18 protein-coding genes are annotated in these 17,809 nt (G+C 42.2%); 2 read left to right on the top strand and 16 right to left on the bottom strand.

Annotation, left to right across the window (positions count from 1 at the left end; translation table 11 throughout):
• Positions 1-202: 202 nt before the first annotated feature.
• Genes M1D71_RS14585 through M1D71_RS14575 form a run of 3 tightly spaced genes read right to left on the bottom strand, consistent with a single transcriptional unit; the run spans position 203 to position 3,936 of the window.
• Entirely contained in the window at positions 203-1,750 is a 1,548-nt protein-coding gene (locus tag M1D71_RS14585) for a response regulator transcription factor (protein ID WP_458127059.1), read from the bottom strand.
• Positions 1,728-3,530, bottom strand: a complete 1,803-nt coding sequence (locus M1D71_RS14580) for a sensor histidine kinase (RefSeq protein WP_458127058.1) — start codon at positions 3,528-3,530, stop codon at positions 1,728-1,730. The genes M1D71_RS14585 and M1D71_RS14580 overlap by 23 nt, the downstream gene beginning before the upstream one ends.
• A 40-nt stretch (positions 3,531-3,570) precedes the next feature.
• Complete coding sequence (locus M1D71_RS14575; protein WP_458127057.1) at positions 3,571-3,936, bottom strand: MerR family transcriptional regulator; 366 nt, start codon at positions 3,934-3,936, stop codon at positions 3,571-3,573.
• A 131-nt stretch (positions 3,937-4,067) separates the two neighbouring features.
• Between M1D71_RS14575 and M1D71_RS14570 the strand changes: the two genes are divergently transcribed.
• Positions 4,068-4,718 (top strand): nitroreductase family protein, encoded by a 651-nt coding sequence (locus M1D71_RS14570; protein ID WP_458127056.1) that lies wholly within the window; start codon positions 4,068-4,070, stop codon positions 4,716-4,718.
• An 852-nt stretch (positions 4,719-5,570) separates the two neighbouring features.
• Here M1D71_RS14570 and M1D71_RS14565 read toward each other — a convergent pair.
• From M1D71_RS14565 to M1D71_RS14520, 10 genes are all read right to left on the bottom strand, one after another.
• Positions 5,571-5,900, bottom strand: coding sequence for a metal-sensitive transcriptional regulator (locus tag M1D71_RS14565; RefSeq protein WP_458127055.1), 330 nt, complete (start codon positions 5,898-5,900; stop codon positions 5,571-5,573).
• A gap of 136 nt (positions 5,901-6,036) precedes the next feature.
• Positions 6,037-6,276 (bottom strand): glutaredoxin family protein, encoded by a 240-nt coding sequence (locus tag M1D71_RS14560; protein ID WP_458127054.1) that lies wholly within the window; start codon positions 6,274-6,276, stop codon positions 6,037-6,039.
• A 33-nt stretch (positions 6,277-6,309) separates the two neighbouring features.
• On the bottom strand, positions 6,310-6,513 hold the full coding sequence (locus M1D71_RS14555; protein ID WP_458127053.1) for a heavy-metal-associated domain-containing protein: 204 nt from the start codon (positions 6,511-6,513) through the stop codon (positions 6,310-6,312).
• A gap of 5 nt (positions 6,514-6,518) precedes the next feature.
• Complete coding sequence (locus M1D71_RS14550) at positions 6,519-7,148, bottom strand: nitrite reductase (protein WP_458127052.1); 630 nt, start codon at positions 7,146-7,148, stop codon at positions 6,519-6,521.
• A gap of 16 nt (positions 7,149-7,164) precedes the next feature.
• Entirely contained in the window at positions 7,165-8,043 is an 879-nt protein-coding gene (locus M1D71_RS14545) for a hypothetical protein (RefSeq protein ID WP_458127051.1), read from the bottom strand.
• A 28-nt stretch (positions 8,044-8,071) separates the two neighbouring features.
• Positions 8,072-10,459, bottom strand: a complete 2,388-nt coding sequence (locus M1D71_RS14540; protein WP_458127254.1) for a heavy metal translocating P-type ATPase — start codon at positions 10,457-10,459, stop codon at positions 8,072-8,074.
• A gap of 80 nt (positions 10,460-10,539) precedes the next feature.
• Positions 10,540-10,740 carry a cation transporter gene (locus tag M1D71_RS14535; RefSeq protein ID WP_047843207.1) on the bottom strand — a complete coding sequence of 67 codons (201 nt, stop codon included), beginning with the start codon at positions 10,738-10,740 and terminating at the stop codon, positions 10,540-10,542.
• 364 nt (positions 10,741-11,104) lie between these two features.
• A complete protein-coding gene (locus M1D71_RS14530; RefSeq protein ID WP_458127050.1) occupies positions 11,105-11,341 on the bottom strand; it encodes an XRE family transcriptional regulator in 237 nt (78 codons plus the stop codon).
• Positions 11,342-11,370: 29 nt separating this feature from the next.
• A complete protein-coding gene (locus M1D71_RS14525) occupies positions 11,371-11,601 on the bottom strand; it encodes a hypothetical protein (RefSeq protein ID WP_458127049.1) in 231 nt (76 codons plus the stop codon).
• A gap of 25 nt (positions 11,602-11,626) precedes the next feature.
• Complete coding sequence (locus M1D71_RS14520) at positions 11,627-12,736, bottom strand: alkaline phosphatase family protein (protein ID WP_458127253.1); 1,110 nt, start codon at positions 12,734-12,736, stop codon at positions 11,627-11,629.
• Positions 12,737-13,719: 983 nt separating this feature from the next.
• On the opposite strand from M1D71_RS14520, the gene M1D71_RS14515 reads away from it, so the two are divergent.
• A complete protein-coding gene (locus M1D71_RS14515; protein WP_458127048.1) occupies positions 13,720-15,096 on the top strand; it encodes an amino acid permease in 1,377 nt (458 codons plus the stop codon).
• 43 nt (positions 15,097-15,139) lie between these two features.
• On the opposite strand, the gene asnA is transcribed toward M1D71_RS14515, so the two are convergent.
• The 3 genes from asnA to M1D71_RS14500 all read right to left on the bottom strand — a co-directional run bounded on the left by asnA (position 15,140) and on the right by M1D71_RS14500 (position 17,763).
• Positions 15,140-16,153, bottom strand: coding sequence for an aspartate--ammonia ligase (asnA, locus tag M1D71_RS14510; RefSeq protein ID WP_458127047.1), 1,014 nt, complete (start codon positions 16,151-16,153; stop codon positions 15,140-15,142).
• 135 nt (positions 16,154-16,288) lie between these two features.
• Positions 16,289-16,924, bottom strand: coding sequence for a LysE family transporter (locus M1D71_RS14505; RefSeq protein ID WP_458127046.1), 636 nt, complete (start codon positions 16,922-16,924; stop codon positions 16,289-16,291).
• A gap of 515 nt (positions 16,925-17,439) precedes the next feature.
• On the bottom strand, positions 17,440-17,763 hold the full coding sequence (locus tag M1D71_RS14500) for a winged helix-turn-helix transcriptional regulator (protein ID WP_458127045.1): 324 nt from the start codon (positions 17,761-17,763) through the stop codon (positions 17,440-17,442).
• Between the last annotated feature and the right edge of the window lie 46 nt (positions 17,764-17,809).

Genomic DNA, 17,809 nt, shown 5'->3' with positions numbered 1-17,809 from the left:
TGTTATCGCTTTCAATTGTTATGGTCCCTCCTTTCGTATCAACTATATTTGCTAAGGAGGCTCTCGGACATATCACAAATTTCGAATCCTTTCATTCTAAAATCCTTTGTATTTTCAGAAAATCACATCTCTTTTCATGTAGAGATTAGAAAACTCCCCTACTGTTCGTTAACTTCCGTTAGTAGAGGAGCTTTGATTATGGTTATTCTTTTTTTTGATAAAAAGAAGGTGACTCCCCTTCTAGCTTCTTGAATTTGGTGTAGAAATAATTGACGTTTGAATATCCTACCCTTTCAGCCACTTCGTAAACCTTCATATCCTGAGCCAGTAATTCTTTCGCTTTATGAATCCGTATCCGATCAAGATAGGCGTTGAAATATTCCCCCGTGTAACTTTTGAATAGTTGGCCCAGATAGGAACTACTGTAATTAAACAATACGGCAAGCATTTCTAACCTTAAGTTCTCCCCATAGTGCCGATCTATATAATCCAGCAATCGCTTCATTTCATTGTCCTTACTATTATAATCTGCGCATCGAGCGAGCCTCTCCATAACAACAGAAATACGGTCAACGAGATCCCGAATATATCGGGAATGATATACTTCAGCAAGGAATTGGGCCGGGTCTTCTGGATAATCGCTCAAAGACCAGACACGGGAATGAATTTTCCGAACCGTTTCATTCGCGAGGTAGAAGAAACGGTCACGGATCTCTTTTTCTTCAGCCTGATCTGCTACTTGTTGTAATGCTATTTCGTTTAAAAAAGATGAAATCGCACTTGCATGCCCAACATCTACCAGATAATGCAACCTGAAAGCTTCTTCCTCCTTACTTGATAGAGATAATACGGAAGTCTGAACGATTTCTTTTTGAAAGGTTTCCGGAGTTTCCTCCGTTAGCAGCCTCCCTCTATCATAAAAGAAACTGCGCTCCAGAAGGGATCGTGCAGTTCTGAAAGAATGAATGATTTCTTCTAGAGACCGAACAGGTTGGCCTATCGCTACGTCCATTTCAAATCGAAGTTCTCCTGATAATAGCTGGAGATTCTTGTGAAGTTCAGTCCATCCCAATTCGCCGACAGGAGAATCACCAAGCAACAGGACAATGTATGGAGCAAAATATAAAACGATCCCTTTACGCTCCGAAGCATACGTTCTACTGAGTACCTCCTTGAAGTTATGAATCTGTTCGCTTTCTTCTTGATGTGAACCTGAAAACCCAATCAAAAGGATTTGAAATGTTTTCCAAATCACCTCAAATGAGTCGGACCATTCAATGAAAAGGGAATCCTCCGAAGCGTGTCTTTCAGATAGTAAAGAGTAAAGTATCCATTCTGGCGTTTTTGTCTTTTGTAACATGCTCTTTTCCTGCATTTTTGAGAGCTGTTCATGAATCTTTTGAAGCGATGCTGAGAGTTCTTCCTTGTTTACAGGTTTGAGCAGGTATGCTTCGACACCGAATTGAAGAGCTTGGCGCGCATACTCAAAATCGGCGTAACCACTGAGTATAATGACATGACTGATCCAGCCACGGTGACGGATCTGCTGAAGGAGTTCCAGTCCGTCCATGCCCGGCATACGTATATCAACCAACAATACGTCGGGAATCGTTTCTTCGAATATTCGAAGCGCCTCATTTCCACCAGCTGCCGTTCCAGTCACTTCAAACCCCAATTCCCTCCAAGGTATTAACGTTTGCAGCCCCAAACGTAGTTTCGGTTCATCATCAACAATGATCACTGAGAACATGAGGTTCCCCTCCCTCCTTCGGAATACAAAATCTGATGCAGGTGCCTTTGCCCTCTGTGCTTTCAATTGAAAGCCTTGAACCTATACCGTAGGTAAGTTCTAATCGGTCGTTCACGTTACGAAGACCAATACGATTCCCAGATTCATCGGAGTTCATTAACTGTTTTTTTAACTCATTCATTTTCACTGGCGGAATACCCGCACCATCATCATGGATTTCTACAAATAACATCCCTTGATCGTTAAGCTTCGTTCGAACAATGATCAACGTGGGACCTTCTTTCCGATCTAACCCATGGAGTATCGAGTTCTCGACCAAAGGTTGAATGATAAGTGGGGGAATTTCAATGTGTTTGGTTGCTGGGTCGATTTCCATAATGTATTGAAGTCTGTCTTCATATCGGAATTTTTGAAGTTCCAAGTAACACCGAACCATATTTAACTCATCTGAAAGTGGGATCTGGCGACTACCGACCTCTAAACTATTTCGGATCAACATGCTAAGTTGCCATACGGCTTGGGCCAAGCCCTCTTCCCCACGAAGATGTGCTTCCATTCTAATGGACTCAAGTGTATTAAACAGGAAGTGGGGATTGACCTGGCTCGCTAACATCTTAAATTTGATGTCATTTTGTTTTTGTAGTAGTAACTGTTTCTGCTGGTTACTTTCTTGCACCTCCAACATTAGTTCACTGATTCGATGAACCAGATCATTGAATTGTCTGGAAAGTTGTCCGATCTCATCTTTTCCGTCGAGGTCAAGATAAGTATCCCAGGACACCGTGCCTACTCGGGACATGTGTTTACTAAGTCGAAGTAATCTTCTAGCAATAAATGATGCCGAAACATAAACAAGCAAAACGGCTATGATTAGACATCCACCTATAACAAAAGTAGCCAACCGAATGATAGCGTTTGCATCATGCAGAATGTCAGACACCGTAAATACGGAAATGATACGTAGCCCATTCCAGCTATTCTGTGGGGTTATGTTTGCTATGACCACCTTCGAATTTTCCCCATCCATGACAGCTTCATAGCTGCCCTCTGTTTGAGACAACATATTGCTCCCAGCATGCACAGAGGCAAGGTTTTTACCGTAAAGATTTGGCCGGTTGGCTGCCACAATATTGTTGTTGTCATCCACGATCATCGTTGAAAAAGTCTCTTGGGATAGAATAGAGTTTAGCAAATCAGAATTCACATTAATCACCAAAACACTTTCATTTTTCAACTCATCAAGATTGATTTTTCGGACCAGACTTAGATAATGTTTATGATCACGCTCATCCTGAATATAGTCCCAACCTGCGAGCCCTTTTTGACTCAAGGCGGATCTATACCACTCGGACTGTTTCGTTTGGTCGTCTGGCTGCATAAATTCCCAGTTATTGAGCATTGTTGGATTGGATGTATATAACCGAATTGATTTTATTTCTTTATATAGCCGCATATAATCCCGAATGTCAGTATATTGACGATAGGTTTGGATAACTTCGTTATAACTTTCATAGTTGCGGCTTGCTATTGTCTTCATTCGGTTATCATTTGAGAGTTGATAGGAAATATCAATAGCTACATTGATAACTTCCTCTGTCCTTTTTTGGACACGCTCTACGTTATTGGTTGCTTGTTCAAAGGCGTTCGTGATCATTACTTCTCTCAGTTTGCTTGTTAGATAGATACCACTTACTAAAAGCGGGAGTACAGCCACGGTTATAAAAATCAATGATAGCTTACTTTTAAGTCTTATGTCATTTAGTATTCGGATAAAGCGCATAGCACGGTCCTCTTTCCTAAAGTTAGTTCTGTCCACTTCATTAATACTTACCAAAACCATCCTCACACGTGATATCCGATTTAAGAATTTCGTACAGATTTTGTTTGGAATTCTCTAATTTATTTTGTGCTTCTTCAATTTCTGATATTTTCGCTTGGATAATGCTTGCTTGATCATTACTTGAAAATCCATGTTTAGAGATCATAGATTGGATCTCTTGGATCGTAAAACCAACAGCTAAACATTGTTTGACCACTTCCAGATGCTGAATAATGCTCTGCGCGTATACCCGATAGTTATTTTGATCTCTCAGCACATGTTCATCCGTGATAATACCTATCTTCTCATAGTACCGGATAGTGGATATCGGAAGGTTTACCCTGTTCGCCACTTCACTAATTTTCATATGACAACACCCTCATTTCTTTCTCTTGCTATAAAGTATACTTCATAGTTTACAATCCTCATAGTGAGACGGAATGAAATATAACCCATAACCAACTCTCACCAATATTAGATATGAGGAGAGAAATCGATATGAATACAATTACCGGCCAATTCAACAAAACAAATGATTTTGATACCATCGTCTTGGAGCGACATTCCATTAAAGCCTACGACCCTGAAGTAAAGATCAGCCGCGAGGAAATGACTGAAATACTGGCGAAAGCTTCACGTGCCCCTTCGGCGATTAACATGCAACCGTGGCGTTTTCTTGTCATCGACAGTGCTGAAGGCAAAGAGAAACTTGCACCACTGGCCTCTTTTAACCAGACACAGGCACTAACGTCTTCGGCTGTCATTGCCGTATTTTACGATGCTAACAACGTTGAATATATGGAAGAGATCTTCAGTAAATCAGTGGAACTTGGGTACATGCCCCAAGACATCATGGATATGCAGATGCAGCAGGTAAGACCTTATTATGCAAACATCAACGCATCCGAACTGCGTGATATGAACCTCATTGATTCAGGCCTCATATCCATGCAACTCATGCTCGTTGCCCGTGCCCATGGCTATGATACGAACCCTATGGCCGGCTATGACAAAGGCAAGATCGCTGAAGCTTTCGGCCTGAATAAAGAACGCTTCCAGCCCGTGATGTTAATCTCCATAGGCAAAGCAGCCAAAGATGGCTATCCTTCCTATCGTCTCCCGGTTGAAACAATTACGACTTGGGCATAACCAACAGCAAACCTCAAAACAAACATGACAATGCAGAAGGCTATTCATGAGCATAATCCTGCTACCAGTCCAATTCTTTCATAAGAATAGCCTTACAATGATTTGGATAGGAATTTCAACTATAATGATGTGTTTATAACAAAAAGGGTCCTGATGACTTTTGTCATCAGGACCCTTTTTTACATAACTTAAATGTTTGTCAGGTGATAAAATCTTTGGAACTAACTCTGTTGGTTTTATGGGTTTTCAGATGCACGTGATGGATATGTCCGTGCATACTAGCAACCCTTGGCTATCCCAACTATAGGAGGCAGATTCAATGACAACGTTTCTTGACAAATCCCTAAAAACTAATTTTTCTACCAACTCCTCCTGATCCCGTAGGCGTTTGCTTAAAAAAACAATTGAGTCTTCCATCGTCTCCACATAAGTCCCTCTTGTGCCCTTGTTACCAATTGTTCGATTTCACGGATAATTTCTGCCGGAAGCGATTCAAATATCTTTATTTGTGGCAAAAATGATGTTATGTTTTCCCTCGCCTCATGATGTAACATTCTGCCCCTCCTTTCAATGTTACGAACGACAACCTCTCCACTCTCCGCAATGATGGTTATTCGTGTAATTGTGGAGTGTTACAATCATCATAAACGACCACAAATCCCTCTTCTGTAATCCAGATTACAAAGCTTTTCGCTTAAAATTCATAGTCGAACAAGAACCTATATCCCTACAAGTATTCACGAAAACTTGATTTTAGTTTGCTGCATTACTTGAAAATAAGCCATAGTTTGAAAGAGTATGCCTGAATAAAACAAGAGGGGAGTGCATACTCATGCACTCCCTGGTTCTAGCTTATTTAATTAACTTATTTACAGTTATCATCAGTTCATCCAAAACTTTGTGATCGCCTTCTGAAATTCGTTCAATGACACAGCTTTTCATATGATGTTCCAAAAGCTGCTTTCCTACTCCATTCAACGCAGATTGAATGGAGGCAATTTGATGCAACACGTCATCACAATACGTATCCTTCTCAATCATTCCTTTTACTCCACGCACTTGCCCTTCAATCCGATTCAACCGGCTAATTAATTTTCGCTTCGTACTCTCAGAATGATGACTTTTCCGCTTGTTTGAAGATGTATGGTCACATGAGGCGGCCTCAAGTATCGTATCATCCATGTAGATCAACTCCTTTATTACACCTTACCATCCCCCCTACCCTATGTAAAGGAAGCAAGAAATATCAAGTCTTCGAGCAAATCCGGATCTGGTACTGTTAATAACGCCGGTCAAAAGTTGACCGGAGCCATCAGAGTTACTTTACTAACTCAGTGATTTCGTTAAGATTTTCGGCAAAGCCTACAAATACCTTATCTCCAATTACAATGGTTGGAACAACCCGTTTGCCAGTCAAGTTCCAGACTTCCTCAGCGTACTTGGCATCTTCTTCACAATTGTAATCCGTATAGGGAAGCTCACGCTCTCTAAAGTAACGTTTAGCATGATTACAATCGCTACAGGTTGGGATTGAATAAATCTGAATGGATTCCGTCATGCCCAATTACTCTCCCTTGTAGTTCAATATATATTACGCTCCGACGTTATATCCTTTTTTACGGATCGCTTCTTCAATTTCAGCGATTTGAACTTTAGATTCGTCAAATCGAACTTCTACTGTTCCTTGTTCAAAATTAACGTGGCCTTCAGCGCCAATAGCGCTAATTGCACCTTCAATTTTAGATACACAAGAACGGCAAGACATACCTTGAATTTTTACGGTAGCTTCTTTCACTGTTTTCACCTCCTTTCAAGCGTCATCGCCTTCAAGTTCTCCAGTGTCATTCGATTTACGAATTTGCTGAATTTTTCTTTGCCTTTCGCATGCATCTTATAATAATCAATAATTGCGGTAACGAAGGGAATAAGCTGATCCTCCGTTAGTCCGGAACTTAGCAGCATGGCGAAGGAGGTTTTAAGCCCCTTCGACTCGCCACCAACATAAACATCGAACTTATCGCGCATCTTTACGACCCCAATATCCTTAATCAACGGTTCACTAGTGCCTAAGGCGCATCCTGCATATCCTATCTTGATTGGTGTAGGCGTATCGATACCGGAAATGGCCTGATTTAAATTTTTGGCTGTCTCCATGCCTGCTTCTTCTGCACCTCTGCAAAAATTGCAAGCGATCAGACTTTTGGTTACAAATCCTGCAGGATTTATTTCAAGTCCGTGATCCTCAAGTTCATTTTTGATCTGATCTCGTTGTTCAATCGATACTTCTGCGTAGAGTTGCTTAAAGGGTGTCATTTCCACTTTTGAATCTGGACCAATAATCTCACCAATTTTAACTAGTTGCTCCGGAGTGAATAAGCTTCCACCAAGTTGGATTGCTGGACTAATCGCTATTTTAATTTTATCTTCCATGCTCATACCTCTCTACTCACTTTACATCTACTACGAAAGGTACTGTAAAGACTTCCCCATCATGTTGGAATTGACCCCAGATTTTATAGATTCCGCTATGCGGGAAGGAGGTCATAAATTCCGCTTTTGGACCTGTTGCCTTTTCCTCTGTTGGATGAACATGCAGATATTGCTCTGCATCCTCAGAAAGGATAACAACATGACCTACAGCACCGAGGTATTTTTCCAGGTTATTGATCGCTTCGTTCGTTTTCGCATCCATAATATTAAAGGTCAAATTCACATCTTCGTTGGCCTTTTTGGTACTCAATGAAAGCTCGATTTTTTTACCATCCACTTCTTTTACAAGGTTGGAATCCGCTTGAACAGGCTCTTGGGCTTTTTCTGGACCCCCAACGTTCACCCATTCACTGGGTGTAGTACTCGCTCCACCTTTTGGAACAAAGTCGGCAAGGACTTTGTATTCTCCACCGGCTGGAAATGAAGTTTCAATCGCAAACTTTCCATTGCCTTTATAATCAGGATGAATGTGATTAAAATAAGAAAGATCTTTACTCACCACGATAAGGTGCATTAGTTTTTCGTGACCCATTTCAAATTCATTAACCGGATTTTCATCGGCGTCCGTGATTTGGATTGTCAGATGCGAATTTTCGTTGGCCTTCACATCTGATGCAAAGGAGAACGAGGTTTTAAGGGTACTTGCTGTTGAATCAGCATGAGGCCCTGCATGATCATGACTCGCACTTTCATTTTCAGAATTCATTTCAGTATGATTCATACCACCATGTCCATCTGTATGTGCACTTTCTTTAGGGGTTCCGCAAGCAGACAACACACCGAAAGCTAAAACACCGGTTAACATTAGCATGATTTTTTTACTCCTCATCATCATTATTTTCGCTCCTATTCTAGTACCTTGATTAGTGACGTACTTTTACGCGTTGCAATCGAAGGGCATTGAGAACGACGGATACCGAACTCAAGGCCATCGCTGCGCCTGCAACCCATGGGGCTAACAGACCGATAGCAGCAATAGGAATGCCTAAGGTGTTGTAACCAAGCGCCCAGAACAAGTTTTGCTTAATGTTGTTCATGGTTTTACGACTCATATAGATTGCATCAGGAATACTGGATAGATCGCCGCGCATGAGTGTTACATCAGCGGCTTCCATCGCCACATCTGTCCCCGTACCAATCGCCATACCAATATCTGCAGTTGCCAAAGCCGGTGCATCGTTGATACCATCGCCAACCATGGCCACTTTTTTACCTTGAGATTGTAGTTTTTTCACTTCTTCCGCTTTTCCTTCAGGCAAGACCTCTGCACGAACATGGTCAATACCTACTTGAGCAGCGATGGCTTTCGCCGTACGCTCATTGTCTCCTGTAATCATAATGACCTGAATGCCCATTTCTTTCAGACGGCTCACTGCAGCTTTCGAAGTTTCTTTAATCGTGTCCGCTACAGCGACCATACCTGCATACTGGCCATCAATGGCAACCAACATCGCGGTTTTGCCCGCTTCTTCCAAACGTGACATCGAATGATAAGCGGCTTTTGCATCGATGTTAACCTTTTCCATCAGTCGACGTGTACCCACGAGCAGTTGTTTACCATCAACCGTTGCTTGGATTCCGAAGCCCGGAATTGCTTCAAAGGATTGAGTTCCTGGTAGTTCGATATTTCGTTCTTGGATGCCAACAACGATGGCTTCCGCAAGTGGATGCTCAGAATTTTTCTCCGCAGCACCAACAAGTTTCAGGAATTCATTTTCATTGCCAAGAGCGACGACATCAGTCAATTCAGGTTTACCTTTTGTAACAGTACCGGTTTTATCCAGAATGATCGCATCAATTTTATGTGTCTGCTCTAGATGTTCCCCGCCTTTGAACAACACTCCTAGCTCAGCCGAACGACCAGACCCCGCCATAATGGATGTTGGTGTTGCAAGTCCAAGTGCACAAGGACAAGCGATAACAAGAATCGCAATTGCTTTTTCCAACGAACCTGCAAAATCGCCTGGTGTAACCCAGAAGTACCAAATCAAGAAAGCAACTATTGCAATACCTACAACGATCGGGACGAATATACCCGAGATCACATCGGCTACCCGTTGAATTGGTGCTTTTGATCCTTGAGCTTCTTCAACAACCTTAATAATTTGTGCAAGAGCAGTTTCTTTACCTACTTTGATTGCTTTGACCCGAAGAATACCATTTTTATTAATCGTAGCTCCAATCACAGCATCTCCGGCTTTTTTCTCTACTGGAAGGCTTTCACCCGTAAGCATGGATTCATCTACGGATGACATCCCTTCCAGCACCTCTCCGTCTACAGGTACTTTATCTCCTGGGCGAATAAGGACAACATCTCCTACAATGACTTCATCCACTGGAATGGTAACCTCTTTGCCATCCCGGACCACTAATGCCGTCTTCGCCTGCAGACTCATCAGTGATTTAATAGCCTCAGAAGTTCGACCTTTCGCAAGTGATTCAAACAATTTACCCATAAGAACCAGGGTAATAAGGACTGCACTCGTTTCATAATACAGGGATGGACCGTGATGCATGCCGTCAGCCATACTTGACCATTGAATGGTCAAATATAAACTATAGAAGTACGCTGCAGAGGTACCAAGTGATACCAACACATCCATGTTGGCACTCCCGTTCCGGAGAGCCTTATACGCACCCACATAGAACTGTCTACCAATATAAAATTGTACTGGTGTAGCCAGGATTAGTTGGAACCACGGATTCATAAACAATTCCGGTACATAGATCCATGTAGTGAACGAGAAGTGACCTACCATAGTCCACAACAGCGGCAAGGAAAGAATCGCGGAAATCAGTAATTTCCGTTTTTGATTACTCAGTTCTTTAGCACGATGGTCACTTGCACCATTACTGGTACCGTCTTGCTTGGCGATCGCCGTATAACCGAGTTTTTTCACCTTGTTTTTCATGTCTTCGATGGAAACTTCACCAGGGGAAAATTCAACTCGGGCAGTTTCCATGGCGAAGTTTACTGAAGCGTTAGTCACGCCGGGCAGCTTGTTCAGGCCTTTTTCAATTTTGTTCGCACACGCTGCACAGGTCATGCCTTCAAGATTGAATTGCGCAACCTCTGAAACGGAACCATATCCAAGTTTTTTGATTTTTTCCTCAAGTTCTTTCATTTCCACTTTCGTGGGATCATACGTTACACTTGCTTTTTCCAAAGCGAAGTTAACATTCGCTGATGTGACCCCGTCCATTTTGCCGAGGCCTTTTTCGATTTTGTTTGCACAAGCTGCACAGGTCATACCTGTAATTTGTATACTCGACTGTTTCGTCTGAGCCGCTGCTGTTGCCACAATAACTCACTCCCCTCATCGTCCATTACTTACGCTACTTCGTAGCCTTGTTCTTCAATAACTTCTTTAATTTGCTCCAAGGAGACTTGATTTTCATCATACGTTGCTTCAACCGAATCATCACTGAGGTTCACCTTGCCACTCACTCCGATTTCTTTTAGAGCACCTTCGATGGAGTTTACACAATGTTGGCAGCTCATACCTTGTACGTTCAATACAATGTTTTTCATCTTATTTCGTCCCTTCTTGTGGGTGATTTTTGGTTTAGTTTGACCTAAACGATGGGCTATACTCTCGAGGCCAGTTTTTCAGGTCTCATCGAGCTCTTGTACAATACTATACCCCCCTACCCTATTTTAGTCAACATATTTTTATACCCCCATACCCTATATTAACTATATCTCTCGTTAGCTCAATGAATTTTTGGGGAGAAGAACGGATTAGTTATACGCTGTTCGTAATCGGACCATGTTCTTGTCCTTCGCTCGGGACACGAACTTATACAGCAAACATAAAAAAGCCGCTAAAATAGCGACTCCAATGGGAATATTCTTGTCCCTCGACATTTAAATAAATAAGAAAGAACGAATTTCCTTAATCACCACCCTTTACTTCATCAACGATCGGAATTAATTCATACAAGGTACGAACATCACAACCGATGGAATCGGCGATTGATATGGCAATTTTGAGTGGCATTACTCTTTTGTTTTCAATAAAGTCGAAAATTCGTTCCGGTTTAAAAAGTAAGTCTTTTGCCAGCCATTCTGCTGACTTTCCGTATTCCATCAATCGTTCATTCAATAAGCAACGTCCTAGTTTAAATTTCAAGAAGCGATGACCTCCCACGTAACAAGAGCCTATTTTTGCAAAAGGTTTAGCAGATAAGTTTTTAAATCAACAATACGTAAATATTTAGGCTTTTGATCTGTACCACTGATTATCAAGGGGACAAGGGATTCCATTTTACGAATCGAACCGTGACCGCCTCCTCCCTTGTGCGTTGGTGAGCTACCACCAGTAAATTCATATCCTGGTTTTGCCGTAACAACCAAAAAATCGCCTTGATGTGAACGGAGCGCACTTGACAATCGTTTCAAAACATCCGGATACTGATCAACTCAATGAGTGTTTAGCCATATTTAAGCTTAAATCCAACACCTCTTCATCCTGTTCGACCGTCCATGATTGGTTGTATGGATCAGTCAGGTTGCCTCCTGCTTTAAATTTGATCTGTTTGGCTGTTGCTGCTTGAATGGCATAATTCCATTCCTTTTCTTTCCAGGAGATAAAATCGATGCGTGGATCTTTCATTAAAAGGTTTGCCGTATCTCTCAGGGAACGATCCACTTTCAATGAATATACATAGGCCATCGTTTCATTGACGGCAAGAATGATCTCAGTCTCCTTCGATACAGCTTCACCAGGACGTAAAACTTTGGCATCTCCAAGCAAGGAGGGCAGATCAATGACCGGATTCTGTTCTGCAGGCAGAATACGGGTCATTCCGCTGTCGCCTGCAATGATAAAGCTGGCATGATGCAAGGCTTTTTCCGGAGAACCGAATGAGTCCAAAACAGATTGAAGTTGTTGATCCAACTCTTTGACTCCATGAAGGCCCGTAGGGCCGTCTTTATGCAACTCCCGGTCTAAATCCGGCAAATAGACAAACAAAAAATCCGGCAGTTTATTGGATTGAACCAAATATTTCACAGCTTCAATAGCAAAATCATTATTGATACCCATCCGATTTGTTAGGCCATCCGGCATGTTTTTAATACCTTGAAACGGATTAGACAATGCACCCAGAGACAGGAAGTCCGGACCTTTAACATTGATTTCTTTTGGTAAGGAAGTAGCAGCTTGCATCCAATCAGGTATCGACAACTTATGAGCAGACGCCCCTCTGTAAACCAGGCCGTTAATCGAACCAGACTTTAACCCTTGCCGAGCCAAGTCCTCATAAATCGTGGGCAATTCCCTGTTCAAATGACTTTCATTCAAATGGAATAATGCATCAGTCATAACCGGACTAACTCCGAGTTTTAGCACTTCCATGGGTCCGGTTCCGTAATTGATCATTTTCTTATTGTCCGCAGAATACCAAGTTAGACCAGGGATACGGTGATTGTCCGAATACGCACCTGTAAGCAACGAGCTGTCGATCGTGACGGACATTGTGGGAAAAGAACTGACCAAATTTTTATAATATTGCCCGTGTTCGATCAGGAATTTTAATGCGGGAAGTTCCTGCTTACTAATTCCTTGGTCGAAGAGTCCACCAACAGGAAGATGACTTTCTTCGCATTTTCTCCATTCGTGGAGTTTATACGCATCAAGTCCTGTTCTTTAGGTTTCGAGTTCTGGCAACCGATGAGCATGATTATTAGTAAAATCGAAGCTAACATCTGTTTCCCTTTTTTCCTCATACAGTCACCTCATTTATGTAAATTGTGCATTACTTGCAGTTATTCAAGGTAAGCTGACTCTACTCCACAAATCTACCATTGGATCCTCTGCTATATGCTTAGGGACAATAAACCTTCCAATGTTTGTAAAAGATATTCCTGCAGGACTAAGACACTCTGCGACATATTCAGAAAACTGTAAGCATACAAAACAATAGGTTTAACATACCCAGCAATCACGCTTTCTATTATAAGAATGTGTAGAGCAGTGCTAAATACGTGTCCGTTAGTTAACAAAGAGAGCTGATCATGTTGGTCGGCTACCATGTTAGTCAAATTACTTCTAAGTTCAACTTGTAAATTGTCAATATGATGTTGTGATACCAATTTGAATTATTCACCTTAGCGAATTGCACTTGTTTTTCAATGGCATTTCTCTGTCTACTCCTTTCAATACGTTTATTAGTTTTAAATCAGTAAGAATATTTGAAAAGGGGAGAGATCTCATGTTGTTGAATATTTTGTTGGGTTTTGTAATCCCTATCGTTTTAGGATGCTGGATATTAAGTGGCAGTTCAAGATCTATGCGCTTCACTGGCATAAAGCAGCCTATCTCTTCTGAAACTAATCAAGCAAGAGAAAAACAAAATTGTGAGTATAACTGTAATCCAATACATTTCCTTACTTCAATGGAATCTGCATTCTTACCTAACATTCGCTCATGAAACAAGTTTTCTATGCATGTTACATATTTTATTCTCTAAAAGGCCACCTTATCTGCGAAGGAGAGGTGTACCTATATTGACGGATTTAAGTTGCGCTTCACAAGATGCTTCCTCTTCATCTGAAGGTAAGGAGAAGGGGCAGTTAAAATGGTGGCAGCTATCCCTGCTTGGCATTGGTTGTACGATTGGTACCGGATACTTTCTTGGTTCGGGAATAGGCATCAAGCAGACCGGACCTTCAATGGTGCTGTCCTTTCTGATCGCAGCGCTCGGTACCTATATTGTGTTTCATTTCCTGGCAAAAATGACTACTGCAGATCCTCAGGAAGGTTCGTTCTGTTATTATGCCGGTAAAGCTTTCGGTCGTTGGGCCCGTTTTGGTTGCGGGTGGAATTATTGGAGCACCAAAATTTTAATTATGGGAAGCCAGTTGACAGCCTTGTCCATTCTCTCTCGATTTTGGTTTCCAAATGTTCCGCTCTGGATTTTCGCGGCTGGTTACGCCTTGTTGTCCATTTTTGTTGTCTTACTTGGGACACAGTGGTTTGACAAAATTGAGAATGTTCTCGCTGTGGTTAAAACGGCAGCCATCGTCATGTTTATTCTGCTGGCTGCAGCTGCACTCTTTGGCTGGATTCATGGGGGAAGCAATGAACGGCCTGGCATGCCAAGTTCAGCAGTTGAACTGTTCCCCGGAAAGTTCCCTTCTTTTTGGTCCTCTCTTCTCTATGCGTTTTACGCATATGGCGGTGTAGAGACCATTGGGCTCATGTCCATTCAGTTACAGGATAAAAAGGATGCCCCCAAAGCTGGAAAGGTCATGCTGACAGGCCTTTCAATCCTTTACATGTTATCGATCGGCATGGCCGTATTCATGGTGCACTATACCAAGATGAATGAAAAGGAGAGCCCATTTGTCACGGCTCTATCGTCGTATCATTTGGCTTTCTTTCCCCATGTATTCAATGGGGCTATCATCTTGGCAGGCTTTTCAGCCATGAGTGCTTCGTTATTTGCTGTAGTGAACCTTTTGGTGACCATGTCCAAGGATGGAGACGCGCCTAAGCTATTCAAGGTCAAGTTAAAATTCAAACAACTCCCCCTACCTTCGCTTGCACTTGCTGCGGTTGGACTATGCGCCTCCATTGTGACAGCCCTGTTGCTTCCAGGGAAGATATATGAATACATCACTACCGCAGCAGGGATTTTACAGATGTATAACTGGTCCTTTATCATTATTGCGGCGTTCAAAATACTTCGAATCCGTACCCGGGATGTGATACTTGGCATATCAGGATTGATTCTATTATTGGGCGCCGTTAGCGGGACGCTAGTGAAACCGGACATCCGAGTGGGTTTTTTCGTAAGTCTAATCATGATTTTTGTCATTGCTCTGGTCACCTGGATCATGACAAGATGGTGGAAAAAGCACAAGGTCTCCACGTTGCAATAAAAAGAGGATATCCTTAATAGGATATCCTCTCCTGTTCAATGGACTATAACAGAGGAATATTGCCCTCCTCGCATTCCCGCCACGTTCTAGGGTTCCACACTGAAGCCTGCACCTCACCAACATGGGCTTTTCGCAGCAGAAACATACACAGTCTGGACTGACCAATCCCTCCTCCAATCGTGAAAGGTAGTTCACCATTTAAGACAGATTGATGAAATTCAAGAGCAGCCCGTTCATTCGCTTGACTGAGGCCTAATTGCTTTTCAAGTGCAGCCGCATCGACACGGATTCCCATGGATGAGACTTCCAAAGCCTGCTCCAGCACAGGATACCATAATAAAATATCTCCGTTTAAAGTCCAATCATCATAGTCCGGGGAGCGACCGTCATGAACACTTCCTGAATTCAGCAGTCCACCTACCTGCATGATAAAAACAGCACCGTGTTGGTGAGCGATCTCATTTTCACGCTCTTTTGGGGTGAGATCCGGATATTGGTTTTCTAACTCTTGAGTCGTAATAAAGAAAATCTGATTCGGCAGAATGGGTTCAAGGCATGTGTATTGAGTACAGAGTTCCTGCTCTGTGGCTTGAATCGAACGATAGATCTTGCGTACTTCTTCCTTCAGAGTCGCCAGGGTACGCCTATCTTCAGCAATGACCTTTTCCCAGTCCCATTGATCCACATAAATGGAATGCAGATTATCCATCATCTCATCCCGTCTGATTGCATTCATATCGGTGTATAATCCTTCACCCACCTGAAATCCATATGTCTTCAAAGCCATCCGTTTCCACTTGGCCAGTGATTGAACAACTTCAATCTGCTCCTCTTCCATATCCAATGCATCGAAAGAAACTGTACGTTCTACTCCGTTCAGATTATCATTAATTCCTGTACCTTCCTGCAACAGAACCGGTGAGGGTACCTGTATCAGATTTAAATGCTGCTCCAAACGTTCCTGAAATTTCTTTTTTGAAAAATGAATGGCCTCGGCAGTTTCCCTTAGATTCAGCATCGGTTTGTACTTGGTTGGCACAACAATCGTTCGCAGCATTATAGTACATCGTCCCTTCAGTTTGATTATCATGCAGTTCCCTGCATAACTGATGAGAGCAGTCTATGTGCCTATCATTGCTCTGTCGCGTTGTCCCACTCCGGAATTACTGCATTTGGGTATACGCCCATCCTTCTAAGAGAGCAACGCACGCAGCCCTTGAAGAGCAAAATAAACTCCGAACCCAACCAAAGACAAACCGGATACAACCGATATGATTGAGAGACTTTTTTGATTGAGATAACGCCGCATTCCTGTGGTTAGACCCGCCACCAGCAAATCCCAGAGCGTCAGTCCAATAAAGATCATGCTGCTGTAAATCAGCAAATGACTTGTCCCGAATGACACTGCCGTTTTGGCCAGAATTGATCCATAGATCCCTAACCAGAATATGATGGACATTGGGCTGGTGAGGGACATGAAAAATCCAAGCATGAAGCAGTGAAAGAGGGAATCTTTTTGATTTTTGTTCAAATGCAGCTTCAATTTGTTGATTTGCAGGATGCTTGCAATCCCGGTATAGGTTAATATGAAGCCGCCAACGAGCCAGAGGAGAATTTGTACCATGGGGATGTTGAGGAACTGAACCAAACCCAGATAAATCAAAATCATAAAGGCGGCATCGGCAATCATGGAACCTGCCCCGACCATCCAGGCATGCCAAAAGCCATTTTTGAGGCCTTTATCCAATCGGGCTGAATTGACCGGCCCAATGGGAGCAGCAAGCGTCAAACCAAGGAAAATATAACTGATTAGAAGTTGAACACTCAAGACTTCCTCACTCCTACTCGCTTGTCCAGTTTATTTCACATTTTATGATCCCTTTCTAGTTAAAATAACAAAATAAAATATTTATAAAAGAATTTTTTAAAGGGCTTCAACTTAAATTTCCTGATGGTCTAAATCCAACAGCGGGCGGCTCTTATTTATGATTAATAATTTCGGACAGTTCCTCCAAGAATAATTAGTAGGTGTACAGGACAAACTTATAGTTGATCCAATTAAATTAAGGGTCAGATACAACACACACAACACGGGGCTATTCGTAGCTCCGGTACCGACTCTCCTATCCTGAAATAACGTAAAGAGTACGATCATTTCCATCGATAATTGGTTATCTTATTGTCACTAAACATCGCATGTAAGCCGTAGAGGGAGGAATTGATCTCCCTCTATTTTTGCTTTAGCTATTAGATATCTTTTTTTCCACAACGGTTGATCTTATAACTTGATAAAAGGAGTGATGAACTTGACCATAGACTTTAATGGGGTTGTATCTAAGGAACTTACATATGTTGGAGACCCCAGTTTTTCAATTGTAATAAAATTGGGGTGAGACTATGTCCTTTATCTGTAAGAGAGTATTCAACACGAGGTGGCATTTCAGCATAAGCTACTCGTTGTACTAGTCCATCTTCCTCAAGTTCACGTAATTGACGTGTCAGTGTACGATGCGTCACGGTGGAGAGCAATTTTTGCAGTTCATTAAATCGTATAATATCCTTACTCAATAAATGGTACAAAATCAAAATTTTCCATTTCCCGCCGATCATATTAACAGTAAATTCAACCGGGCAAAGACTACAATTTCCCAGTGGTTCGACCTCCATATGTGTACCTCCGATTGTTAAAATTAGATTCAGTAACCGCATTCTA

The organism is Paenibacillus sp. Z3-2, assembly GCF_054161325.1.
This window is presented reverse-complemented; position numbering and strand designations above follow the sequence as displayed.